The organism is Trueperella abortisuis (assembly GCF_030811095.1).
In the GTDB taxonomy this organism is placed as follows: domain Bacteria; phylum Actinomycetota; class Actinomycetes; order Actinomycetales; family Actinomycetaceae; genus Trueperella; species Trueperella abortisuis.
The window spans coordinates 1247407-1271548 of the sequence record NZ_JAUSQL010000001.1 but is presented as its reverse complement, the minus strand read 5'-3'; the positions used below and the strand labels follow the sequence as shown (position 1 = coordinate 1271548).

The following is a 24142-nucleotide window of genomic DNA, read 5'->3' as shown; positions in this document are numbered from 1 at the left end:
CGAGGATGAAGCGGCCTTGCTGTAAGGTGGGGTCGGAGCTCCTGTGGTGGAATTGGCAGACACACTGCACTCAAAATGCAGCGCTGAAAGGCGTGCGGGTTCGAGTCCCGCCGGGAGCACTTGATGGTTAACGCTCTTACTGTGGCATGCCACCGAATATGCGTGAGCCACGGGTAGCGGGAAGAGAATGGAGGAAGCCGTGAGTGAGGAAGTAGCGGGAAGCCGGGTGGAGAAGATCAAGGCAGATACCGATCCGGCAACCGTCAGGGTGCTCGTGGTCGAGGATGAGACCCTCATTCGCCTGGACATCGTGGAGACGCTCCAGGATGCGGGCTATACCGTGGTTGCCGAGGGCGCTTCGGGTGAGGAGGCGGTGGAGCTCGCCGCTGAGCACAACCCGGATCTTATCGTCATGGACGTGAAGATGCCGGTCATGGACGGGCTGACGGCGGCCGAGAAGATCCTCTCCGAGCAGCAGGTGGCGATCGTCATGCTTACCGCCTTCTCTCAGCGTGAGCTTGTCGAGCGTGCGCGGGACGCGGGCGCGATGGCCTACGTGGTCAAGCCCTTCACCCCGGAGCACCTGATCCCGGCGGTCGAGATCGCGATTTCGCGCTCGCAGGAGATCGCCTCGCTGGAGAGCGAAGTGTCTTCGCTGACCGAGAAGTTCGAGACCCGTAAGCGCGTGGATCAGGCGAAGGGCCTGCTTCAGGAGAAGATGGGCCTGACGGAGCCGGAGGCTTTCCGCTGGATCCAGAAGACGTCGATGGATCGGCGCCTGACGATGCGCGAGGTGGCGGACGCCGTCGTCGAGCAGGTGGGCGAGAAGTAGCTTAGGCGCGAACGAAGACGCAGGTCAGCCGCCCGGCGGCGGTCACCTGGCCGTTTTCGTCGGTGACGATCACCGAGGAAATGACGGAGGATCGCGTCACCTTGATGAGGCTCGCGCTCGCCCGGACCAGCGCGGTTGCGTTGGCCGCCACGTGGGAGACAGAAAGCTCGGTGCCCACGGCGACCTTGCCTTCGGGGGCGTTCGCGAACGCGAGGAGCGAGCCGGCGTGCTCGACCAGCACCCCGTTGATTCCTCCATGCACGACGCCGTAGGGCTGGTGTGCGCGGTCTGTGGGCATGGAGACGGTGCAGGTTTCGGGCGTGTTGACTTCGACGGTGATGTCAAGGGTCTTGTCGAGTGTGGTCATGGATTCAGCGTAGCAACGTCCGGCGCGGGGACGGAACTGGCGTGTTTGTCGGCGGGGCACGATAGGCTGGTGGGGTGACTCAAGAAACTCTGCTTTTGCTCGACGGCCACTCTCTGGCCTTCCGCTCGTTCTTCGCCCTACCCGCCGATTCCTTTGTCACGGCTCAGGGCCAGTACACGAACGCTGTACACGGTTTTACATCCACCTTGCTCAAGCTCGTGGCCGACTATCAGCCCAGCCACGTGGCCGTTGCCTTTGATTTGCCTGGCGGCACGTTCCGCACGCGCCAGTATGCGGATTACAAGGGTGGGCGTGCGGCCACGCCGGAGGAGTTCAAGGGCCAGATCTCGGTTATTCAGCAGGTGTTGGACGTGCTCGGGATGGCCTGGCTGACGGTGGAGGATTACGAGGCGGACGACATCGTGGCAACGCTCGCCACGCGCGGCGAGGAACGCGGGATGAAGGTCTACATCTCCTCCGGCGATAAGGATACGTACCAGCTGGTGGATGAGGCTATCACGCTGATCTACCCGATGCCGCGATCCCAGATGGCGGTGCTCGACCCGGCCGGTATCGAGGCGAAGGCGGGCGTGAAGCCGGAGCTGTACTCGGATCTGGCGGCTCTCGTGGGCGAGGGCGCGGACAACATCCCGGGTGTGCCCCTGTGGGGTCCGAAGACAGCGGCGAAGTGGCTCAATCACTACGGTAGTTTGGACAACCTGCTCGAGCACGCAGACGAGGTAGGCGGAAAGACGGGTGCGAACCTGCGCGACCATATGGAGATGGTGCGCCGTAACCGCGCGCTCAACACCCTAGTGTGCGACCTTCCGATCGTGGAGGACCTTGACGAGCTGCGCCCGGCGGGCGTCGCCCGGGAGGAAATGCACGAGCTATTTGACACCCTCGACTTCACCCGACTTCGTGAACGGGTGCTACGTGAGTTGCCGATGCGCGGCGGTGAGCGGGCCGAGGCGGCTGAACCAGCGGTGGAGGCCACGCTTGTGCCAGCGGGTAGCGTGTCGTTCGCGGAGTTCCTCGCCAGTCACGAGGGCCCGTGGGGGATTGAGGTTGACGGGGATCGGCGTGCGATGCGCGGAGACGTGGTGGGCTTCGCCGTGGCCTGCGCGGATCACTATGTCTATTACGGCGAGCGCGCCGGGCTGGACGTTACCGACGAGCGGGCGCTCGTGGCTTTCCTTGAAGACGGCGACCAGCCCAAGGTCGGGCACGGCACGAAGGGGCTCGCCCACGCCTGGAAGGGCGTGGGGGTGAGTCTTGCCGGCGTCGTTGGGGACACGGAGATTGGGGCTTACCTGCTCCACCCAGACCAGCGCACCTACGACCTGGCCGATCTGGCCCAACGTTACCTCGATCAGGACATCTCCGCGGGCGGGGACGACACGCTGGGCATCGGAGCGGACGGCGCGATCATCCGCTCCGCAACGGCCCAGCGTGCCGGCGTGCTCCTGGACCTGCAGGAGGCCTTCGCTGGCGAGCTGAGCAAGGCTGATCCGGCTGGGGCGCTTGTCGAGCTTGAACTGTCGGTGGCGAAGGTGCTTTTCGAAATGGAAAGTGTCGGCATCGCGGTGGATGAAGATCTACTGGAGTCCCTTTACCACGCTTTCAACACGCGCGTGGAGGATGCGGCGCGCAAGGCGCACGAGGCAATCGACGACTACTCGGTTAACCTCTCAAGTCCGAAGCAGCTACAGGAGGTCCTCTTTGAGCGTATGAAGTTGCCCGTGACGAAGAAGACGAAGTCGGGGTACACCACGAACGCGGATGCTCTCGCCGAGCTGCTGGCCAAGATTGCCTACCGGGAGGACGACGTTGCGGTGGCGGCACAGGAGTTCCTCGCCGGGCTCCTCGAGCATCGCGACGCGCTCAAGCTCCGCCAGTCGGTGGAGGGGCTGCAGCGCTCCGTTATTTCCGGGCGGATCCATACCACGTACCAGCAGACGGTGGCGGCAACGGGCCGCCTGTCCTCAACGGACCCGAACCTGCAAAACATCCACGCCCGCACGGAGGAGGGCCGCCAAATCCGGGGCGTGTTTGTTCCGGGGCAGGGGTATGACTACCTGATGACGGCCGACTACTCCCAGATCGAGATGCGCCTCATGGCCCACCTTTCCGGGGACGCGGATCTGATCGAAGCCTTCCGCCGGGGCGCGGACCTTCACAGCTTCGTCGCATCCCGCGTGTTCGGAGTGGCGCAGGAGGCGGTCACGAGCGAGCAGCGTTCGAAGATTAAGGCGATGAGCTACGGGCTCGCCTACGGTCTGTCCTCCTACGGGCTCTCCCAGCAGCTCCACATCACGGTGGGGGAGGCCGAGGCGCTCATGAAGGACTACGACGCCCGCTTCGGCAAGGTACGCCAGTATCTGAGCGCGGTTGTCGATCAGGCGCGCAAGGATGGCTACACCTCGACGATCTGGGGGCGGCGTCGGTACCTGCCGGGGCTTGACAGCCCCAACCGCCAGCTACGCGAGGCAGCCGAGCGCATGGCCCTCAATGCCCCGATCCAGGGTTCGGCGGCGGACATCATCAAATTCGCGATGGTCGCCGTCCACGATTCCCTCACGAAAGCCGGTCTCGCCTCGCGCGTCCTGCTTCAGGTTCACGACGAACTCGTGCTTGAGGTGAAGGCCGAGGAGGCCGAGAGTGTGGAGCGGATCGTGCGCGAGGAAATGGAAAAAGCGGCGCAACTGTCGGTGCCGTTGTCCGTGAGCGTGGGGGTCGGGCGTAACTGGCGCGACGCGGCTCACTGATCCTGTGGGCAATTCGGCATTTGGGTGCGCTTGTCCGCTTGAATCGCGGCTGTTTCTCCCCGTAAACTTGGCAGGTGGTGCCATCCGGCACCATGTCCGTAACAGTAGAATTATTTCGGAGTCACCAACTCTATGACAACTAACAACCAGACCTCCACTGAGGTCGCGATCAACGACATCGGCACTGAAGAAGATCTCATTGCCGCTGTCGACGAAACCATCAAGTACTTTAACGACGGCGACATCGTTGAAGGAACCGTAGTCAAGGTCGACCGCGACGAGGTGCTGCTCGACATCGGCTACAAGACCGAGGGTGTTATCCCCTCCAAGGAACTTTCCATCAAGCACGACATCGATCCCGATGATGTTGTCGAAGTTGGTGACCAGATCGAGGCCCTCGTTCTCCAGAAGGAGGACAAGGAGGGTCGGCTTCTCCTGTCGAAGAAGCGTGCGCAGTACGAGCGGGCGTGGGACAAGATCGAGGAGATCAAGGAAGCGGACGGCGTCGTGACCGGTACGGTCATTGAAGTCGTCAAGGGCGGCCTCATCCTCGACATCGGCCTGCGCGGCTTCCTCCCGGCTTCCCTGGTCGAGATGCGCCGCGTGCGCGACCTGCAGCCCTACATCGGCCGTGAGCTGCAGGCCAAGATCATCGAGCTGGATAAGAACCGTAACAACGTCGTTCTTTCCCGCCGCTCCTGGCTCGAGCAGAGCCAGTCGGAGATCCGCGCTCACTTCCTCGATACCCTGCAGAAGGGCCAGGTCCGTGAGGGCGTCGTCTCCTCGATCGTCAACTTCGGCGCCTTCGTCGACTTGGGCGGCGTGGACGGCCTCGTGCACGTCTCCGAGCTGTCTTGGAAGCACATCGACCACCCGTCCGAGGTTGTCGAGGTTGGCATGCCCGTCACCGTCGAGGTGCTGGATGTGGACATGGATCGCGAGCGCGTCTCGCTGTCGCTCAAGGCTACCCAGGAAGATCCGTGGCAGACCTTCGCCCGCACCCACCACATCGGTCAGGTTGTGCCGGGCCGCGTGACCAAGCTGGTTCCGTTTGGTGCGTTCGTCCGCGTCGAGGACGGAATCGAAGGCCTGGTTCACATCTCCGAGCTGGCTCAGCGCCACATCGACCTGCCCGATCAGGTGGCCAAGGTCGGCGACGAGGTCTTCGTCAAAGTCATCGATATCGACCTCGAGCGTCGCCGCATCTCCCTGTCGCTCAAGCAGGCCAATGAGGGCGTCGATCCGCACTCGGAGGACTTCGACCCGTCGCTGTACGGCATGACCGCCGAGTACGACGAGGATGGCAACTACAAGTACCCCGAGGGCTTCGACCCGGAGGCGAACGAGTGGCTTGAGGGCTACGAGGAGAACCAGGCTGCCTGGGAGGCTGAGTACGCTAAGGCCGAGGAGCGCTGGATCGCTCACAAGAAGCAGGTCCTGGCCCACATGGAGGCTGATGCCGAGGCCGCTGCCGGCGGCGACGCTTCCTCCGCGGCCGAGGCGCCGACGTCGTTCTCTTCCGGTAACGACGGCGCCGGAACGCTCGCGTCCGACGAGGCTCTCGCCGCTCTGCGCGAGAAGCTGACGGGCAACTAAGACTTGACGCAGGGTAGATAGCCCGCTCAAATTTACACGCGCCCCGCCAATCCCATGAGATTGGCGGGGCGCACTGTTTCTCTAAGGGTGGCTGACCAATATGTTGCTGGTCATGGTTTCCGAGCATTTCGCCATGGCTTTCTCATATTGTCATCCAAGCGCTCGGTACACAGTTTAGTTGTCAGCGAAAAGTGAGCCATGTAATATATGTATTGCGTGGGAGTTCCACGCATGAAATTGTCATGAGTCTTCAATGGGGAAGGATCAAGCGATATGAAACGATCACTAGTTGCAGGTTTGGCTACGATCGGCGTGTTGATGGGGGGTGCATCCACCGCATCCGCGCTTAGTTACTCAGGATCGGAATATGGTCAACATACCTATACCTCAGGTTCGTTCATCTCAATTAAGGACGCTTATGGAGATGGAAGGTTTCCTGCTGTAAATTACAAGTATGATGGGGGACGAAGCAAGCAGGTTTGGCAAATAAGCATGGTTATGGCACAACAGTGAGTAAGTATGCTCCCAGTACGATTACTGCGATCCAGCCGTGCATCTCTCGCCCGTTTCCCCTATCGATGAGCTGCGGCTCCTGGATCTACTAGTATTCGAGGGTGCAGATGGTGCATCAGCTTTTTGTTAAGCGAATCATTGTAGGGCTTACCTCATTTTTTCTTATGATGTGTTTATTTGCCCTGGCAGCGATTCCTATTGAGCTTGATGCGAGGCATTCGATAGCGAACTCGCGTTCTCCTGAATACGTTGTTGATGAAGAGGACGCGAGTTTCGCATACCGGGTGGACAATCTCTTTATCGATTCACACTTGGTGGGAGTGTTAGAACTCGAACCCGTCGGTGGTGGCTTTGTGGTTCCGGTAGGGTTATCCGATTCGCTGGAGCCGGGTCATATCGCGGTGTCGAAGGCTGCAGTACAGTATTCGCATATTTTAGAAAGACAGTTTGGCCCAGTTCAGGCTGTTATCGATGAATCAGTAATCCTTGAAGACGAACTTGTCGTTTACTACCGACCCAGTAACGGTCAAGCGTTTCTTGACATGGCAAGAAAAGGTGAGGGGGTCTACTTCGCTTCTGGATTTGCCAATGACGGTCGTACGGGCGCGCTCTTCGGGGATATTACCTACGAGTTGTGGTCGCAGTATTTGTTGCCGATTGCTCTGCTTGTTTTCGCTTTTCCGCTTATTCAAAATCTTCGTACTACACGAGCAGCGGTGGACGAATCACTCGCCGGTGAGCGTTTTGTGCTTGAATCTATAGGTGCTCCGCGTCGTGAGCTGATACGCCATTCGGTTAACTATCTTTACAAGCCCTTTTTGTTGGGCGTGAGTCTTGCTGCGTTGCTTATTGTGGTGTTGATAGCTGGATGCGTGAGTGTGCCGCTGACTGGTTTTCGTCTGCACACCCATCTTTATACTGACAAGCTTGCACTACTCATCGGATACTTCGCCTTAGGTGCGGGCTTGGCGTTTGCCTACTTGACCTGGCCGCGTTTACAGTGGGCGCGGCCTCATTCACACAGACGACGGTTGGTTGGCACCGGAAGTGGGCTTGCGCTATTCGGCCTGGGGATTGTTATTGCCGCTATCATGAGGTTGTGGTACGTGAAGATCCCTAGTAATCTTATGGCGTTTTTGATGCTGGCCTCGGTTTTCTTCGTGCTCATGGGGCTGCATTCAACTCTTGCGGTGCTGTGTACGGTAATGACTCGTGTTGCTATCAGGATCATGGGTAAAGACCTCCGGGCTGGTGTGTTCTTCCGTTGGGTGATTCACCATCCTTATGACGCATCTCGAACAGGCACTTTCGCTGGAAGTTTTGTATCGGTCGGGGTGATTCTCGTAGCCGTCTTCGCAACCATCGCTGGAGCCCAAGTTCCCCCTCCACGCCCTCCGGACGGTATCCAGATTGTGAAGACGTCGCTTAATTGCGATGGGGACTATACGGCGTGTCTGAAAGGCGCAGCAGACAGAGTTCGTTCCTCTGATCCTACGGCTGCTGTTTATGTTGCCGCCTATGGTCAAGGTGTTGCACAGGTCAGCGCCGGCCAGGTGGACCCGGCGTTTTTGTCGCAGTTTATTCACTATGGACTAGGTCCAGAATATGGTGGTGAGGTTGACGAGATATCGTTAGAGTCGCGTTGGGCATGGATCTATACGATTTCTGACCAAAATTCGGACTTGCTGTCGCATATCCAAAAGATCACGTTCGATACGGCGATCGTGGCCTTGTCTATCATCGATGGGGAAAATGGGCGTGCGATAGCGCAGATATATCGTCAACAGGCATCGTGGTTGACTTTGTTGACCACGCTATCTTTCATCTATGCGATGGTGTCAGTGTGGATGCAGTTCATGCGAGAGGCTGGCCATCATGCCAAAGAATTTGCTTCGATCGCATCTATAACAGGCAAGGCGGATATGATTGCGCGAACGATCAGTATGCGTCTTACGCTGGTCAATATCGTCACGGGAATCCTCTCCTTGAGTGTCGGTATCTTCCTTGCTCACCAGTTCTTGTTCCCCATCGGCGGGTTTTTCCCGTCTACATTCATCATCAGCGTAGGAGCCATCTATCTCATGTTTACTCTCACCCAAGGAATTCTGATGTATGTGCTGGTGAGAAACGAAGCGTCTAGCTGGCTGCCCGGAAAGAGGTAAAATGAACATCCTTCAATGTCACAACCTCACATGTGGCTACACCGGTCCGTTGTTTGCTCCGCTCGACCTTGAGCTCAACCCTGGCGAAACCGTCGCTATCATGGGTCGTTCTGGCGTCGGTAAGACGACCCTGTTGACGACCATTCTTGGAATGAACCGTCCGCTTGGTGGCATTGTTGTCATTAATGGAATTGACGTTCACCAGCTCAAATTCGACCAACTCGCACGGCTGAGATCGACGACGATAGGTACCGTATTCCAAAACGGTGAACTCCTCAGCGGTTATAGTGCCTTGGACAATGTGATGCTGCCGCGCTTACTCTGGGACAAGCACGATCCAACCGTGCAAGATGAAGCCGCACAACTCTTGCGTGAGCTAGACGTGGAAAAAACACGTATGGCTGAACAACTATCTGGTGGAGAACGGCAACGAACAGCTCTGGCTCGGGCTCTCATCAATAATCCTGCGGTGATCCTTGCAGATGAGCCCACCGGAGCACTCGATGCAGACTTGCGTGACGAGGCCATGGATCTGTTACTTGCCCAGGTACGACGGCGTCAATGCTGTCTCATGCTCGTCACGCATGATCCTGCCATCGCGCAAAGAGCCGACCGAATAATCAAGCTGGTACGCCAAGAAATATAGCGGAGAGCATGGTGTTCGGGGGCGTATTCGCTAGACTGATTGTATGTCGATCCTCTTAACCGCCTTCGGTCCTTTCGGGCCCAATTCGTACAATCCGACTGAGCATGTTGCTCGCCTTGTCGGGGAGCAGTGGTCCCATTCGGTGCCGCTTACGGTGGAGATATTGCCCGTCGAATACCATGCGGCACGCGCACGGGTAGGCGAGCTTGGGTCTTTCGATGTTCATCTCGCTCTCGGGCTTGCCGCTGATCGGGATATGCCCACGTTGGAGCGCTTTGCGATGAACCGGCAAGATGCCGCGGCGCCCGACAATGCCGGATACACGGCGAGAGGGGAGAGCATCGACGAAACGGCACCGCTTGCCCTCGAGACTACGTTGCCGCTACGGCGCCTGATCGAACGAGCCACTGCCGCTGGCTATTGCCTGAAGGAGTCGTACAGCGCGGGGCTGTACGTGTGCAACACGGTGATGTTCACTGGAATCCAGACCTCTCGGGCTGCGGGGTTCCTTCATTTGCCTCCTGCGGAGGTGTTTTCCGTTGATGACGGCGCTGTGCTTGTTGAATTCTTGTTGTCCGAGTTGATTGAGCACAGATGCTGACGCTTGCGCTGACCGGAGGCATCGGGTCAGGAAAGTCGCACGTGGCCGCCATCTGGGCTCGCCTTGGCGCACACGTCGTCGACGCCGATCGAACGGCCCGCGCCATCCTCGAGCCGGGCAGCCCGGCGCTTGCAAAGATTGCAGAACGGTGGGGGGAGCAGGTTTTCGATGACGGCGTCCTCAACCGGCAGGCTCTCGCGGCGATCGTCTTTGAGGATGCGGCTTCGCGGAAGGCCCTCGATGACATCACTCACCCGGTCATTTGGACGAGTGTCAATGAGCAGATCGAGGCCGTGAGGAGGGAAGACCCCGACGGCGTCGTCGTCTACGATGTCCCGCTACTGGCCGGCTATGGTCGCGAGTTTGAGATGATCGCCAACGTCTCCATCGCCGCGGCGCCCGAAATCCGTGCCCAGCGCCTGCATGAGAATCGCGCTATGTCTGAGGCCGACGCGCGGGCACGCATCGCCGCCCAGGCTACTGATGAAGAACGCTCGCTCATTAGCGACCTCACCATCGTCAACGACGCCGACGAGCCGAGCCTGCAGTCGGCGGCTGGGGCGGCGTGGGAGGGCTGGATCCTGCCTTTTGCCGAAAACTTGCGCTCGGGATCCTGGACTCCGACGCGCCTGTGCCACCCGGCGCTCGCCGTCAACGACGACGTCGGCCTGCAGCTGGCCAGATTGCGCTACCACGGGGTTAGGCCGCGCGGCGAGGCGGGTCTAGCCGTCATAGGTACCGACGAGGCGATGGCGCGTGCCGGTTGGGTCTGGGAGGGCTCGTCGTGGCGTTTGGCTAACCCGGCTCTTGATCTGCGGGCGAACGTGTCACGCGGCCAATACTAATTGTCGGAGGAAGGCGCTACCCTGAGGGCATGCGACCCGTCACCGATATTATCCGCCAGGATGCCCCGTTCGAAGTCATCTCCGACTACACGCCCTCGGGCGATCAGCCGCAGGCAATCAAGGAGTTGGCCGAACGCATCAACAACGGTGAATCGGATATCGTGCTGCTGGGAGCCACTGGCACCGGTAAATCCGCCACCACGGCCTGGCTCATTGAGCAGATACAGCGCCCCACCCTCATCCTTGAACCGAACAAAACGCTGGCGGCGCAGATGGCCGCGGAGTTCCGCGAACTGTTGCCGAACAACGCGGTCGAATACTTCGTCTCCTACTACGACTACTACCAGCCCGAAGCCTATGTGCCGCAGTCGGATACTTTCATCGAGAAGGATTCCTCCATCAATGACGAGGTGGAGCGTCTGCGCCACTCGGCCACGAATTCGCTGTTGACGAGGCGCGATGTGGTGGTGGTCGCCTCCGTCTCCTGCATCTACGGCCTGGGCACCCCCCAGGAATACGTGGACCGGATGGTGCAGCTCAAGGTGGGTGACCAGTTGGATCGCGATCAGCTGCTCAAGCAGTTCATCACCATGCAGTACACGCGTAACGACATGGCATTCACGCGCGGCACGTTCCGCGTGCGGGGAGACACGGTGGAGATTATCCCCGTCTACGAGGAGCTTGCGGTGCGCATCGAGTTCTTTGGAGACGAGATCGACTCGATCTGCCTCCTTCACCCGCTGACTGGCCACGTTATCCGAGAGACCGATCATGCCCACATTTTTCCCGCCTCCCACTATGTGGCCGGCCCGGAGCGCATGGAACGGGCCATGGCCTCCATCAAGGAGGAACTCGACGAGCGGCTGGAGGAGTTGCGTGAGCAGGGTAAGCTCCTTGAGGCCCAGCGTCTTGAGATGCGCACCACCTTCGACCTGGAGATGATGCGCAATCTCGGATCGTGCGCCGGTATCGAGAACTACTCGCGCCACATCGACGGGCGCGGGCCTGGTACGCCGCCGAACACGTTGCTCGACTACTTCCCGGAGGACTTCGTGCTCGTCATCGACGAGTCGCACGTGACCGTGCCGCAGATTGGCGCGATGTATGAGGGGGACATGTCGCGTAAGCGCACCCTTGTTGACTACGGCTTCCGCCTGCCGTCGGCGATGGATAATCGGCCGCTGAAATGGGACGAGTTTCTCGAACGGATCGGGCAAACCGTCTACCTTTCGGCCACCCCAGGCAAGTATGAGCTGGAGAAGTCGGACGGTTGGGTCGAACAGATCATCCGCCCTACCGGCCTGGTCGACCCGGAGATCATCGTCAAGCCCACCAAGGGCCAGATCGACGACCTTCTGGAAGAGGTCCGCATCCGCACCGAACGTGACGAGCGGGTGCTCGTGACCACGCTGACGAAGAAGATGGCCGAGGACCTCACCGATTACATGGCCGAGCGCGGCATCAAGGTCGAATATCTCCACTCGGATGTTGATACGCTGCGGCGCGTTGAGCTTCTGCGCGAGCTACGGCTAGGTAAGTTCGACGTTCTTGTGGGCATCAACCTTCTTCGCGAGGGCCTTGACCTGCCCGAAGTGTCGCTGGTGGCGATTCTCGATGCCGACAAGCAGGGGTTCCTACGGTCCACCACGTCGCTCATCCAAACCATTGGGCGCGCGGCGCGAAACGTGTCGGGCCAGGTACACATGTACGCCGACACGATCACTCCCAATATGCGCGAGGCGATCGACGAAACCAATCGCCGTCGTGAGAAGCAGATCGCCTACAATACCGCCCACGGTATTGACCCGGCGCCGCTGCGGAAGAGGATCTCCGACGTCACAGACATGCTTGCCCGCGAGGACGTGGACACCGAAACCTTGCTCGAGGGTGGCTACCGCAAGGAGGCATCCGTCGCCGATCGGCTACCCCAGGACGGCCGCGAGATCCGTCAGCTTCTCGAAGACCTCACCGAGCAGATGCACGCTGCCGCCGAGCAACTCCAGTTCGAGCTGGCGGCGCGCCTACGCGACGAGATCCTCGACGTGAAGAAGGAACTGCGACAGATCGAGAATGCCTGATCTCGGCCGGATGTTGCCCACCCCACGCCATCGCGACGCTCGAGAGGCAGCGTCGTAAGCTAGGATCGAAAGGAGCGGAGGGGAGTACTCCCACTCAATAACGGTTCGTCAATACGGCGCACAGCCCGGGCCGCGGCCTGAATCCTCAGGCGGGAAGAGACCTCCGGTACCTGATCGTTTGTACCGGAAAGGCAAACCGTGTTAGCTTCAATCCTCGTCCCCTACACAGCCCCCGTCGCATCCCAGATGCACGTATCCCTGTGGGAGTGGGCACTCCTCGGCGTGATCGTGGTCGCCCTCATCGCAGTGGATCTCTTTGGCCACGTCCGCCGCGCTCACGAACCGACCCTCGGGGAGGCGGCCCGCTGGACTGCCTTCTACGTGTCGCTCGCCATCATCTTCGGCGTCATGACCTATCTGCGTCACGGCGGGGTGTTTGCCACTGAGTACTTCGCCGGCTACCTCACCGAGTATTCGCTGTCGCTGGACAACATCTTCGTGTTCATCATTATCATCGCCGCCTTTCGGGTGCCGCGCATCTACCAGCAGAAGGTGTTGCTGTACGGCATCATCATTGCGCTCGTGTTGCGTCTTATCTTCATCCTCATCGGCGCAAAGCTCATCGAGCAGTTCATCTGGGTCTTCTTCATCTTCGGCGCTTGGATGCTCTACACAGCCATCAAACAGGTAATCGATGGAATCCAGGAGGGGCGCAAGCGCAAGGCGCATGAGGACGACGCGGGGGAGGAGTACGAGCCCACCCTCGTCACCCGCCTTGTTTCCCGCGTGGCGAATGTGACCGACGGCTACGTCGGCGACCGCCTTGTGGTCCGTCGCGCCGGCAAGACGTGGATCACGCCGCTCATGCTGTGCATCATCACCGTCGGAACGATCGATCTCATGTTCGCCCTCGACTCGATCCCCGCAATCTTTGGCCTCACCCGTGAGCCCTTCATTGTCTTTGCGGCTAACGCCTTCGCTCTGCTCGGGCTGCGCCAGCTGTTCTTCCTCGTGGATGGGCTACTCGAGCGGCTCATCTACCTTCACTACGGACTGGCCGTCATCCTCGGCTTTATCGCGGTCAAGCTTCTCGTACACGCCTTCCATGGCTACGACATGCTGACGGCGATTTCCGAGCCGTCGATCGGGGTCTCGGTGGGTGTCATTCTTGGCACGATCTTCATCACCGTGGTCGCCTCCATCATTGGCTCGCGCAGGTACGCGGGCCTGGAGACGGCGGCCGACAAGGTGGCGAGCATCGAGCCGCGTGAGCGTCACGAGCCCAGTATCGGCGACCCGGACGAGTCCGCTGCCGCTGCGGACAAATAGGCGTCAAATAGGCGTGAGGGCCCGGGGCGAACCCGGGCCCTTCCTTTCAAGCAAACAGACTAGGATGCCGCGGCGTCCTCCGCGTCGGCCTGATCGCCGAGCCTCCGGGCAATCATCGCGCACACCATCAGCTGGATCTGGTGGAAGATGATGACGGGCACGACGACGGCGCCCACGATCGCCGGGTCGAACAGCGCCTGGGCCATGGGCAGGCCGGTGGCGAGCGACTTCTTCGAGCCGCACATCAATAGCACGATGCGCTGCGGGCGCCTAAAACGCAGGAGGTTGCCGCCGTGCCACGTCACCCACAGCATGATGGCAAGCATGAGTGCCAACACGATGAAGAGGACGACGAAGCCGCCGAGCGTGACTGAGCTCCAAGCGTTGTCGGCCGTGGCCTTGAGCACCGCCACGAACACCACGAGGATGATGGCACTGTTGTCCGTGTAACGCGTTATGTTGCGATGGGCTCGCATCCAGTCGCCGAAACGAGGCTGGAGTAGCTGGCCGATGATGAAGGGCAGCAGCAGCTTCAGGAGCACGGACTGAATGCCGCCGGTGTGGGCGTCCTCGAGATTCATGAAGACGAGCACGAGGAGTGGGGAGAGGAACATGCCTAGGATGTTAGACACGGTCGCCGAGCACACCGCTGCCCCGATGTCGCCGCGCGCGATCGACACGAAGGTCACCGACGACTGTACTGTCGAGGGCAGCAGGCTCAGGTAGAGCAGGCCGGTTGCAAATGAAGCCCCGATGATGGCGCCCAGCGTGTAGTACAGCGCGAGGCCGACGAGCGGGAAGATAACGTAGGTGGCCACGAGGACGGAGACTTGCAGCTTGATATTCCGCATGCCCTCCACGACCTCGCTCGTGCGCAGGCGCATCCCGTAGACAAGGAACACCATGCCCACGCCGACGTCGGCAAGCTCCGAGAGCCACGAGATGTGTTGCTCGGGAATCGGCACTACGAGCCCCAGGATGAGGGCGGTGACGATTCCGGTGAGGAGGAAGTCTGGCCTGAAGAAGCGCTTAAGCCCAGGGGCCATAGATCTGGGTCCACTCGAGCGCCTCGCGGTCGGCGATCAGCGAGGCCTGGTTGAACGGGTCAGCATCCACAAGCGAAAGCGCGGCGATGGCGTCCTCCGCCTTGACGATGATGAGCGCGCGGTTGCCCTCGAGCGGGCCGGAGGCAAGCAGTACGCCGTCGTCAAAAAGTGACTTGAGGAACTCGCGGTGCTTGGGGCGCACGGTGGCGAGCGCATCGGAGTCGTTGACGTAGGAGTATCGAATCGCGTAAATTGCCATGCGCTCATACTAGTGGATTGAGCATGCGGGGGCTGTGGCAAAAACATCAAACAAGCGTTCGATTACGTCGGACGCTTTGTCTAAACTGAAGGGCGTGCACGAAAACATTCGCATTCAAGGCGCCCGCGAACACAACCTGAAGGACGTCTCGCTTGAGATTCCGCGCGAGAAGATGGTGGTCTTCACAGGCTTGTCCGGCTCGGGGAAGTCTTCGCTCGCCTTCGACACGATCTTCGCCGAGGGGCAGCGTCGATATGTCGAGTCGCTGTCCGCCTATGCCCGGCAGTTCCTAGGGCAGATGGATAAACCGGATGTCGATTTCATCGAGGGCCTCTCGCCGGCTGTGTCGATCGATCAGAAGTCGACGAACCGCAACCCGCGCTCCACGGTGGGTACGATGACCGAGGTCTATGACTACCTGCGCCTGCTCTACGCCCGTGCCGGCACGCAGTACTGCCCGGTGTGTGGGGAGAAGATCGAGGCGCAGAGCGCGGAGAAGATTGTTGACAGGCTCCTGCAGCTGGATGAAGGCACGCGCTTCCAAATCCTTGCCCCCGTCATCCGCGGCCGCAAAGGCGAGCACGTGGACGTCTTCCGCGCGCTGAGCGCGGACGGATACTCCCGCGCGCGGGTCGACGGCGAGCAGGTTCGCCTCAGCGAGCCGCCAACCTTGGCTAAGACGAAGAAGCACAACATCGAGGTGGTGGTGGACCGCCTGGTGATCCGTGAGGGGATGCGTTCGCGTCTGAACGACTCGGTGGAGACCGCGCTGCGGCTCGCGGACGGGCGGCTCATCGTGGAGTTCGTTGATCGGGATAAGGACGATCCTGAGCGTGAGCGTAAGTTCTCCGAGTACCGCTCGTGCCCGAACGACCACGTGTTGGAGATCGAAGAGATCGAGCCGCGCACCTTCTCCTTCAACGCCCCCTACGGTTCGTGTCCCGGGTGCGACGGCATCGGCTACACCATCCAGGTCTCGGAGGATCTGGTGATCGCAGACGAGGACATGACGCTGGAGGAGGGTGCGATCATCCCGTGGACGACGACGGCGTCTGGCCCGGCTCGCGACTACCACATGCGTCAGCTCGAGGGTCTGGGTGAGCAGCTTGGCTTCGGCCTCGACACGCGCTGGAAGGACCTGTCTGCCACGGCTCGTGACGCGATCCTGCACGGCTTGGACTACAAGGTCAAGATGAAGTATCGCAACCGTTGGGGTCGCGAGAAGGTGTACTCCACGGGTTTCGAGGGCGTGCTGCACTTCGTCAAGCGCAAGCACGACGAGACGAGTTCTGAGTGGTCTCGCGAACGCTATGAGGGCTTCATGCGGGAGGTCACGTGTCAGGTGTGTGGCGGGGCGCGGCTTCGCCCCGAGGTGCTCGCGGTGCGGGTGGGTGAGCTCAATATCTTCGAGCTTACCGAGCTCTCGATCGTTGACGCGCTGGACTACCTGTCCCATATCGAGCTGGGCCAGCGCGAGCGTAAAATCGCCAACGCCGTCCTCAAGGAGATCTTGGCACGGCTGACATTCCTGGTGAACGTGGGGCTGGACTATTTGACGCTGTCCCGCTCGGCGGGTTCGCTTTCGGGTGGCGAGGCACAGCGTATCCGGCTCGCCACTCAGATCGGAGCGGGCCTGGTCGGTGTGCTCTACGTGCTCGACGAGCCATCTATTGGCCTGCATCAGCGTGACAATGAGAAGCTACTGGCGGCCCTGTTGCGGCTACGCGACCTGGGTAACACGCTCGTCGTCGTCGAACACGATGAGGAGACGATCAGGGCGGCGGACTGGGTGGTGGACATCGGCCCGCGCGCCGGCGAACTCGGAGGAAACATCGTCTACTCGGGTGAGCCGGCAGGCCTCGTCGAGTGCGAGCAGTCGCTGACGGGCGCCTACCTTAAGGGCACGCGCGAGATCGCGGTGCCGAAGAACCGGCGCCGCGTGTACAAGACGAAGCAGATCGAGGTCAAGGGCGCGCGGGAGAACAACCTGCGCGGGATCGACGTGAAGTTTCCGATCGGCGTCATGACGGCGGTGACAGGCGTGTCCGGATCCGGCAAGTCCTCGCTGGTCAACACGATCCTGTACCGGGTGCTGGCCAACAAGCTCAACCACGCCCAAACCCTGCCTGGCAAGCACGCCAAGGTCAAGGGCTTGGCGGATCTGGACAAGGTGGTTCACGTGGACCAGTCGCCGATCGGGCGCACGCCACGGTCGAACCCTGCCACCTACACGGGCATGTGGGATCCGATCCGCAGGTTGTTCGCCGAGACGGAGGAGGCGAAAGTACGCGGGTACGGTCCGGGTCGCTTCTCTTTCAACGTGAAGGGCGGGCGCTGCGAGTCCTGCTCGGGGGACGGCACGTTGAAGATTGAGATGAACTTCCTACCCGACGTTTATGTTCCTTGCGAGGTCTGCCACGGCACGCGCTACAACCGCGAGACGCTCGAGGTCCATTACAAGGGAAAGAACGTGGCCGAGGTGCTCGACATGACCATCTCGCAGGCAAGAGAGTTCTTCGGTACGGTCACCCGGATCACGAAATACCTCGAGGTGCTGGAAAACGTCGGCCTGGGTTACATCAAGCTCGGCCAGCCGGCCACCACGCTCTCCGGCGGTGAGGCTCAGCGCGTCAAGCTGGCTGCCGAACTGCACCGACGCTCGGCGGGTCGTACGGTCTACATGCTCGACGAGCCGACCACGGGCCTCCACTTCGAAGACGTGCGCAAGTTGCTCGGCGTCCTGCAGGAGCTTGCCGACAAGGGCAACACGATCATCGTCATTGAGCACAACCTCGACGTCATCAAGTCTGCGGACTGGGTGATTGACCTCGGGCCGGAGGGCGGCAAGGGCGGCGGACTCGTCGTCGCGGAGGGCACCCCGGAGCAGGTGGCGCTTGTGGAGGAATCCTACACGGGGCGCTACCTCAAGCCGATCCTGCTAAAAGCGGGTACTTTGACATAGATGGCCAATCCGGAAAGCTATCGCCCCAAGACGGGCGACATCCCCAGGGACCCGGGCGTCTATCGTTTCATCGACGAGGACGAACGGGTCATCTACGTGGGCAAGGCCAAGAACCTTCGCCAGCGCCTGCAGAACTACTTCCAGGATCCGGCGTTGCTCCACCCGCGCACGCGCCAGATGGTCTTCACGGCGGTGCGCGTGCAGTGGGTGGTGGTCGCCTCCGAGATCGAGGCCCTGACGCTGGAATATTCGTGGATCAAGGAGTTCGCACCCCGCTTTAACGTCATGTACCGCGACGACAAGTCCTACCCGTACCTGGCGGTCACGATGAGCGAGGAATTTCCTCGGGTGATGGTCACCCGAAACGCTCACCGGCGCGGCAATCGCTACTACGGGCCGTACACGAAGGTGTGGGCGGTGCGCGACTCGCTCGACCAGCTCCTGCGCGTCTTCCCGATCCGTTCGTGTTCGGCCGGCGTCTTCCGTGGGGCGCAACGGTCCGGGCGGCCGTGCCTGTTGGGCTACATCGGCAAGTGTTCGGCTCCGTGCGTGGGGCGCGTGGGGGTCGAGGAACACCGCGATATCGCCCTGCACATGGTGCGATTCCTCGACGGCTCGGGGGAGGAGCTGATCTCGCAGAAGAAAAAGGAGATGGCGGCCGCCTCCGCCGATCTTGACTTCGAGCGCGCCGCCCGCCTACGTGACGACGTTCGGGCGCTGGAGGTCGTGGCCGAACGCAACACCGTGGTGTTGGATGCTGACGTGGACGCCGACGTCTTCGGCCTTGTCTTTGACGAGTTGGAAGCCTCGGTGCAGGTGTTCTTCGTGCGAGGCGGGCGTATCCGCGGGCAGCGCGGCTGGATTTCCGCCATCGAGGACGAGGACGCACCCGGCCTCGTTAACCAGTTGCTCGTGCAGGTTTACGGCGAGTACACGGGAGAGACGGCGACGAAGGCGCAGGCCACCTCCGTCGACGACGTCGACCACACGTCTACCTCCGCGCTTCCGCGCGAGATCTGGGTGCCTACCGCGCCCGTCGACGGCGCCGCGCTCACCGCTTGGCTCACCGATCTGCGCGGGGCGAAGGTGACGATCAAAACCCCACAGCGCGGGCCCAAGGCCCAACTGATGGAGACGGTGAAGACGAACGCGGCGCAGGCTCTTCAGCGCCACAAGCTGGCTCGCGCGGGCGACATCACCGAGCGCTCCCAGGCACTTGAGGAGCTACGTGTGGGCCTCGACCTGCCGCGGGCCCCGTTGCGCATCGAAGGCTACGACATTTCCCACACGCAGGGCACCCACCAGGTGGGATCGATGGTTGTTTTCGAGGACGGGTTGGCGAAGAAGGCCGACTACCGGCACTTCGTGGTGCGCGGCGAGGACGGGCAGGGCGCCCGCGATGACACGGCGGCGATGGACGAGGTGCTCCGACGCCGCCTCAGGCGCCTCCTCGAGCCCACGCAGGAAACTGAGATGCCGAAGGAGTCTGGGGAGGCCGGGCCCGACAGGCCACGCTTCGCCTACCGGCCAGACCTCATCGTTGTCGACGGCGGCCTGCCGCAGGTGAATGCGGCCCAGCGGGTCGTGGACGAACTGGGCGCGGACGTGACGGTGGTCGGGCTGGCCAAACGCCTGGAGGAGATCTGGATTCCGGGCGAAGAGTTTCCTATCATCCTCTCGCGTCAGTCTCCGGCGCTACGCCTGCTCCAGCATCTGCGCGATGAGTCCCACCGCTTCGCTATCACCTTCCACCGTAAGCGGCGCTCGGCGTCGATGACCCGATCGGCGCTCGATGAGATCCCAGGTTTGGGGCCGGCGAAGCAGGCGGCGCTTCTTAAACATTTCAAGTCCGTGGCACGGATCAAGGCCGCAAGCGCGGAGGACCTCCAGGCCGTTTCGGGAATCGGGCCGGCGATGGCGGGTGCGATTGTCGCTCACTTTTCAGGAAACTCGGAGGGAAAACTGGCACGATAGTGCCATGAAGATCTCTCACGACGACATCAACGACACGAGCAAGATTCCGCGTCTCGTACCTCAACTCGACCAGGTAGCGGCGCTACCCGCCGCGGATATTCCCGACATCCTCATCATCACCGGAATGTCGGGCGCGGGCCGTTCCCGCGCGGCCGCGACGCTGGAGGACATCGGCTGGTACGTCGTCGACAACCTTCCCCCGCGGCTGCTCAGTGCGCTCGCTGGCCTCATCTCGCCGGTGGACGGCCAGACGGTTCGCAAGCTCGCCGCCGTCGTCGACGTCCGCTCGCGCGAGTACTTCCAGGAGCTGGTGGACGTACTCGATCAGTTGCAGGAGCGCAAGCAGGACTATCGGATCATGTTCCTCGACGCCTCGGACGAGGTGCTCGTGCGTCGCTACGAGTCGGTGCGCCGCCCGCACCCGCTTCAGGGCGATGGCCGCCTGCTCGACGGCATCCGCCAAGAGAGGGAGGTACTTTCCCAGTTGCGCACGCGCGCGGACATCGTCATTGACACCTCCAACCTCACTGTCCACGACCTCGCGCGCAAGATCCGGCAGAACATGCAGGAGGCGGGCGAGGACGATCCGCACTTGACCATCATGTCCTTCGGCTTCAAATACGGCCTTCCGATGGACGCCGACCACGTGGCGGACGTGCGCTTCCTGCCCAACCCGTACTGGGTCACCGAGCTACGCCACCTGACGGGCAAGGACCAGCCGGTGTCCGACTTCGTGCTCAGCATCGACGGCGCGGAAGAGTTCATCGCGGGGTACGCCGACCTGATCGACCCGATCCTCGAAGGCTACAAACATGAGCTCAAACCCTACGTCACCATCGCGATTGGCTGCACGGGCGGCAAGCACCGCTCGGTGGCGATGACGGAGCGGATGGCTCAGCTCATGCGCGAGCGGGGACACTCCGTGCGGGTCTACCACCGCGACTTGGGGCGCGAATGAGTACCGGGGCACGCGGCGCGAAGGTGGTCGCGCTGGGCGGGGGCCACGGCCTTTACGCCACGCTCAGCGCACTGCGTCTGCTCACGCGCAACATCACGGCGATCGTCACGGTGGCCGACGACGGCGGGAGCTCCGGCCGGCTACGCGAGGAATTCGACATTCTGCCTCCCGGTGACCTTCGCATGGCGCTGTCCGCGCTGTGCGACGACGGGGAGTGGGCGCTGACCTGGCGCGACGTCATGCAGTACCGCTTCACATCCGCGGGCCCGCTCAACGGCCACTCGCTGGGCAACCTGCTCATCACCGGCGTGTGGGATTTGCTGGGTGATCAGGTCAAGGGATTGGAGCTGGTGGGCAGGCTACTGGATGCGGCGGGCACCGTGCTGCCGATGTCTTCCACGCCGCTGCGCATCGAGGCGGACGTGTGCGACGCCGACGGTGAACACACTGTCACCGGGCAGGTGGGTGTGGCCACGTGCCGGGCGGAGATCAAGCAGGTGCGGCTCATCCCGGACAACCCGCCGGCTGTTCCCGAGGCGATCGCGGCCATTCACGACGCGGACTGGGTCATCGTTGGTCCCGGCTCGTGGTTTACCTCCGTCATCCCGCATTTGCTCGTTCCTGAGCTCGCTGAGGCGCTCGTGACGACACCGGCCAAGCGGGCGCTGCTCATCAACCTTGTTCCCGACGACGAGACGCGCAGCCTCTCACCCGCGGACCACGTGCGCTCCTTCCACGAGCACGCACCGGGCCTGCGGCTGGATCGGATCGTCATCGACGACGGACCCGGCACCAACTGGGGCGAGCTCCTGCGTGAGGCGGAGAACTGTGGGGCGCAGGTCCTTGCCCGGCAGCTCGCCGACCGCACGGATCCGGCGCGACACGACGTGTTGTTCCTCGCCTCCGCGCTACGCGAGTTGCTCGGATCGAGTCTGGGCTGGTAAGAGGCTTTACGTATAATGAGTGTTTCGTACCCATTTTTGGAGGAATCATGCCGGCGTTGACCGCCACTTTAAAGGACGAGCTGGGCGCGGTTTTCCCGCGGTTAGCGTCGTCGATGATCGCCGAGGTTTCGGTAATGTTCCGCTTCGCCGGTGGCCTCCAGATCAACGACGGCGTGGTCACCCTTCAGGCTGAACTGGATCACCCGGGGGCAGCTCGGCACATGTGTGAGCTCATTAAGGCTGTCTTCTCCATCGACGCCGACCTGGTGGTGGTGAAGAACTCGGGACGGGCCGGTAACACGTACGTCGTGCGGATCACGAAGAATGGCGAGCGCGTCGCGCGCCGGCTCGGACTGCTCGACACCCTGGGGCGGCCGGTACGCGGGCTACCGACGCAGATTGTGGGCGGGTCGAAGGCCGACGCCTCGGCCGCGTGGCGTGGGGCCTTTCTCGCGCGCGGCTCGCTCATGGAGCCGGGCCGCAACGCGGCGCTTGAGGTGACCTGCCCGTCGCTGGAGGCCGCCTACGGGATTGGCGGGCTAGCCCGCCGCCTGGGCAGTCCGTACCGCGCCCGCGAAGCCCGCGGAGCCTTCCGCGTCGACATCCGCGAGGGAGACGCGATCTCCGACATGCTTAGCCGGATGGGTTCCAATGACGGGGTTCTGCTGTGGGAGGAGCTACGCACGGAGCGCGAGGTCCACGGCCAGGCTAACCGGCTGGCCAATTTCGACGACGCGAACATGCGCAGGTCTGCTGACGCCGCCGTCGTCGCCGTCATCCGCGTCAAGCGAGCCTTTGAGATCCTGGGGGAGGACGTGCCGGAAAACCTGCGCGAGGTGGGCCAGTTCAGGATCCAGTATCCCGAGGACTCCCTCAACATGCTCGGGGGCAGGCTCAACCCGCCCGCCACGAAGGACGCGGTAGCCGGGCGTTTGCGTAGGCTCAACACGATGGCTGACAAGCGCGCGGCCGAGCTCGGCGTTCCCGACACGATGGATGCGGTGGCCGGCGCGCAGCGCCGCCTGTAAACGCGGTGTGGTAGCCACACGCGGGGACCGCGCGTCGAGCCTGTTTTGCTAAGTGTGAAGAAACGGCTAAGGTCCCTGCAGGTTGGGCGCGCTTCGTTGTAGAATCTTTACGAAACGTGAGCGGCCACGCGAGAAGCGCGCCCAGCGATCGTTGCGGGAACTTCCCGCTTATCCATTGACAACGTGTGGTGCGTCCACACAAGGAGGACAAGAGTGACCATTAAGGTTGGAATCAACGGATTTGGCCGTATCGGCCGTAATTTCACGCGTGCAGCGCTTGCACAGGGTGCGGATATCGAGATCGTTGCGGTCAACGATCTGACCGACAACCGGACCCTCGCTCACCTGCTGAAGTACGACTCAATCCTCGGTGCCCTTGATGAGGAGGTCACCTACACCGATGAGGAGATCAAGGTCGGCGACCGCGTCATCAAGGCATTCGAAGAGCGCGACCCGGCTAACCTTCCGTGGGGCAAGCTCGGCGTTGACATTGTCATCGAGTCGACCGGCCGCTTCACCAACGCTGACGACGCCAAGAAGCACCTCGAGGCTGGCGCCAAGAAGGTTCTCATCTCCGCTCCCGCGAAGAACGAGGACATCACCATCGTCATGGGCGTGAACGACGGCGATTACGATACCGCCAAGCACAACATCATCTCCAACGCTTCCTGCACCACCAACTGCCTCGCCCCGATGGCTAAGGTTCTCAACGAAGAGTTCGGAATCGTTAAGGGTCTCATGACCACGGTTCACGCTTACACGGCTGACCAGAACCTCATGGATGGCCCGCACAAGGATCTGCGCCGCGCCCGCGCCGCTGCTCTGTCGATCATCCCCACCTCGACCGGCGCCGCCAAGGCCGTTGCCCTGGTCCTGCCCGATCTCAAGGGTAAGTTCGACGGTTATGCTCTGCGCGTGCCGGTTCCGACCGGCTCCGCAACCGATCTCACCTTCGAGGCCGAGCGCGAGGTCACCGTTGAGGAAGTCAACGCCGCCATTAAGAAGGCCGCGGAGGGCGAGCTCAAGGGCATCCTGAAGTACACCGAGGATCCGATCGTCTCGAAGGACATCGAGACCGACCCGCACTCCTCGATCTTCGATGCCGGCCTGACCAAGGTCATCGGTAACCAGGTCAAGGTTGTTTCCTGGTACGACAACGAGTGGGGTTACTCGAACCGCCTCGTTGACCTCGCCGTTCTCGTCGGCAAGTCGCTCTAAGCGCGTCGCTAAGTAG

The 24142-nt window shown here is 61.6% G+C and carries 18 protein-coding genes and 1 tRNA gene; 16 read left to right on the top strand and 3 right to left on the bottom strand.

All coding sequences use genetic code 11. The features are described from left to right. The first annotated feature begins 37 nt into the window (after positions 1-37). Positions 38-119, top strand: a tRNA-Leu gene (locus tag J2S45_RS05605). 116 nt (positions 120-235) lie between these two features. After that, complete coding sequence (locus J2S45_RS05600; protein ID WP_296929161.1) at positions 236-832, top strand: ANTAR domain-containing response regulator; 597 nt, start codon at positions 236-238, stop codon at positions 830-832. A 1-nt stretch (position 833) separates the two neighbouring features. Here J2S45_RS05600 and J2S45_RS05595 read toward each other — a convergent pair whose 3' ends face one another. Continuing rightward, entirely contained in the window at positions 834-1199 is a 366-nt protein-coding gene (locus tag J2S45_RS05595; RefSeq protein WP_270974600.1) for a PaaI family thioesterase, read from the bottom strand. A 74-nt stretch (positions 1200-1273) separates the two neighbouring features. Between J2S45_RS05595 and polA the strand changes: the two genes are divergently transcribed. From polA to J2S45_RS05555, 8 genes are all read left to right on the top strand, one after another. Further along, positions 1274-3967, top strand: coding sequence for a DNA polymerase I (gene polA, locus J2S45_RS05590; RefSeq protein WP_307634792.1), 2694 nt, complete (start codon positions 1274-1276; stop codon positions 3965-3967). Positions 3968-4099: 132 nt separating this feature from the next. After that, on the top strand, positions 4100-5563 hold the full coding sequence (gene rpsA, locus J2S45_RS05585) for a 30S ribosomal protein S1 (RefSeq protein ID WP_296929119.1): 1464 nt from the start codon (positions 4100-4102) through the stop codon (positions 5561-5563). A 614-nt stretch (positions 5564-6177) separates the two neighbouring features. Further along, positions 6178-8238, top strand: coding sequence for a hypothetical protein (locus J2S45_RS05580; protein WP_296929117.1), 2061 nt, complete (start codon positions 6178-6180; stop codon positions 8236-8238). A 1-nt stretch (position 8239) separates the two neighbouring features. Beyond that, positions 8240-8884: an ABC transporter ATP-binding protein gene (locus tag J2S45_RS05575; RefSeq protein ID WP_307634791.1), complete on the top strand. Its 645-nt coding sequence runs from the start codon at positions 8240-8242 to the stop codon at positions 8882-8884. A 43-nt stretch (positions 8885-8927) separates the two neighbouring features. Continuing rightward, entirely contained in the window at positions 8928-9485 is a 558-nt protein-coding gene (locus tag J2S45_RS05570; RefSeq protein ID WP_296929114.1) for a pyroglutamyl-peptidase I family protein, read from the top strand. Next, positions 9479-10330, top strand: coding sequence for a dephospho-CoA kinase (gene coaE, locus J2S45_RS05565; protein WP_296929112.1), 852 nt, complete (start codon positions 9479-9481; stop codon positions 10328-10330). The genes J2S45_RS05570 and coaE overlap by 7 nt, the downstream gene beginning before the upstream one ends. 29 nt (positions 10331-10359) lie before the next feature. Beyond that, on the top strand, positions 10360-12408 hold the full coding sequence (gene uvrB / locus J2S45_RS05560) for an excinuclease ABC subunit UvrB (RefSeq protein WP_307634790.1): 2049 nt from the start codon (positions 10360-10362) through the stop codon (positions 12406-12408). Between the two features lie 246 nt (positions 12409-12654). Continuing rightward, complete coding sequence (locus J2S45_RS05555) at positions 12655-13737, top strand: TerC family protein (RefSeq protein WP_307635431.1); 1083 nt, start codon at positions 12655-12657, stop codon at positions 13735-13737. A gap of 59 nt (positions 13738-13796) precedes the next feature. On the opposite strand, the gene J2S45_RS05550 is transcribed toward J2S45_RS05555, so the two are convergent. Further along, on the bottom strand, positions 13797-14783 hold the full coding sequence (locus J2S45_RS05550) for a bile acid:sodium symporter family protein (protein ID WP_307634789.1): 987 nt from the start codon (positions 14781-14783) through the stop codon (positions 13797-13799). Then, the gene (locus J2S45_RS05545; protein WP_270974588.1) at positions 14767-15042 is read right to left on the bottom strand and encodes a YciI family protein; all 276 of its coding nucleotides are present in this window, start codon (positions 15040-15042) and stop codon (positions 14767-14769) included. The genes J2S45_RS05550 and J2S45_RS05545 overlap by 17 nt, the downstream gene beginning before the upstream one ends. 94 nt (positions 15043-15136) lie before the next feature. Between J2S45_RS05545 and uvrA the strand changes: the two genes are divergently transcribed. From uvrA to gap, 6 genes are all read left to right on the top strand, one after another. After that, positions 15137-18004 carry an excinuclease ABC subunit UvrA gene (gene uvrA, locus J2S45_RS05540; RefSeq protein WP_307634788.1) on the top strand — a complete coding sequence of 956 codons (2868 nt, stop codon included), beginning with the start codon at positions 15137-15139 and terminating at the stop codon, positions 18002-18004. Further along, on the top strand, positions 18005-19978 hold the full coding sequence (uvrC, locus tag J2S45_RS05535) for an excinuclease ABC subunit UvrC (RefSeq protein WP_307634787.1): 1974 nt from the start codon (positions 18005-18007) through the stop codon (positions 19976-19978). It abuts the gene before it with no gap. Positions 19979-19982: 4 nt separating this feature from the next. After that, positions 19983-20936 carry an RNase adapter RapZ gene (rapZ, locus tag J2S45_RS05530; RefSeq protein ID WP_307634786.1) on the top strand — a complete coding sequence of 318 codons (954 nt, stop codon included), beginning with the start codon at positions 19983-19985 and terminating at the stop codon, positions 20934-20936. Further along, entirely contained in the window at positions 20933-21880 is a 948-nt protein-coding gene (locus J2S45_RS05525; RefSeq protein WP_307634785.1) for a gluconeogenesis factor YvcK family protein, read from the top strand. The genes rapZ and J2S45_RS05525 overlap by 4 nt, the downstream gene beginning before the upstream one ends. 47 nt (positions 21881-21927) lie before the next feature. Continuing rightward, positions 21928-22908 (top strand): DNA-binding protein WhiA, encoded by a 981-nt coding sequence (gene whiA / locus J2S45_RS05520; RefSeq protein WP_296931136.1) that lies wholly within the window; start codon positions 21928-21930, stop codon positions 22906-22908. A gap of 213 nt (positions 22909-23121) precedes the next feature. Next, entirely contained in the window at positions 23122-24126 is a 1005-nt protein-coding gene (gene gap, locus J2S45_RS05515) for a type I glyceraldehyde-3-phosphate dehydrogenase (RefSeq protein WP_270974581.1), read from the top strand. Positions 24127-24142 lie beyond the last annotated feature (16 nt).

Excerpts from the sequence above, each read along its gene's own strand:
- J2S45_RS05595 (WP_270974600.1), bottom strand. The coding sequence starts at position 1,199 with ATGACCACACTCGACAAGACCCTTGACATCACCGTCGAAGTCAACACG.
- rpsA (WP_296929119.1), top strand. The coding sequence starts at position 4,100 with ATGACAACTAACAACCAGACCTCCACTGAGGTCGCGATCAACGACATC.
- J2S45_RS05575 (WP_307634791.1), top strand. The coding sequence starts at position 8,240 with ATGAACATCCTTCAATGTCACAACCTCACATGTGGCTACACCGGTCCG.
- J2S45_RS05570 (WP_296929114.1), top strand. The coding sequence starts at position 8,928 with ATGTCGATCCTCTTAACCGCCTTCGGTCCTTTCGGGCCCAATTCGTAC.
- coaE (WP_296929112.1), top strand. The coding sequence starts at position 9,479 with ATGCTGACGCTTGCGCTGACCGGAGGCATCGGGTCAGGAAAGTCGCAC.
- uvrB (WP_307634790.1), top strand. The coding sequence starts at position 10,360 with ATGCGACCCGTCACCGATATTATCCGCCAGGATGCCCCGTTCGAAGTC.
- J2S45_RS05555 (WP_307635431.1), top strand. The coding sequence starts at position 12,655 with ATGCACGTATCCCTGTGGGAGTGGGCACTCCTCGGCGTGATCGTGGTC.
- J2S45_RS05550 (WP_307634789.1), bottom strand. The coding sequence starts at position 14,783 with ATGGCCCCTGGGCTTAAGCGCTTCTTCAGGCCAGACTTCCTCCTCACC.
- J2S45_RS05545 (WP_270974588.1), bottom strand. The coding sequence starts at position 15,042 with ATGGCAATTTACGCGATTCGATACTCCTACGTCAACGACTCCGATGCG.
- uvrC (WP_307634787.1), top strand. The coding sequence starts at position 18,005 with ATGGCCAATCCGGAAAGCTATCGCCCCAAGACGGGCGACATCCCCAGG.
- rapZ (WP_307634786.1), top strand. The coding sequence starts at position 19,983 with ATGAAGATCTCTCACGACGACATCAACGACACGAGCAAGATTCCGCGT.
- J2S45_RS05525 (WP_307634785.1), top strand. The coding sequence starts at position 20,933 with ATGAGTACCGGGGCACGCGGCGCGAAGGTGGTCGCGCTGGGCGGGGGC.
- whiA (WP_296931136.1), top strand. The coding sequence starts at position 21,928 with ATGCCGGCGTTGACCGCCACTTTAAAGGACGAGCTGGGCGCGGTTTTC.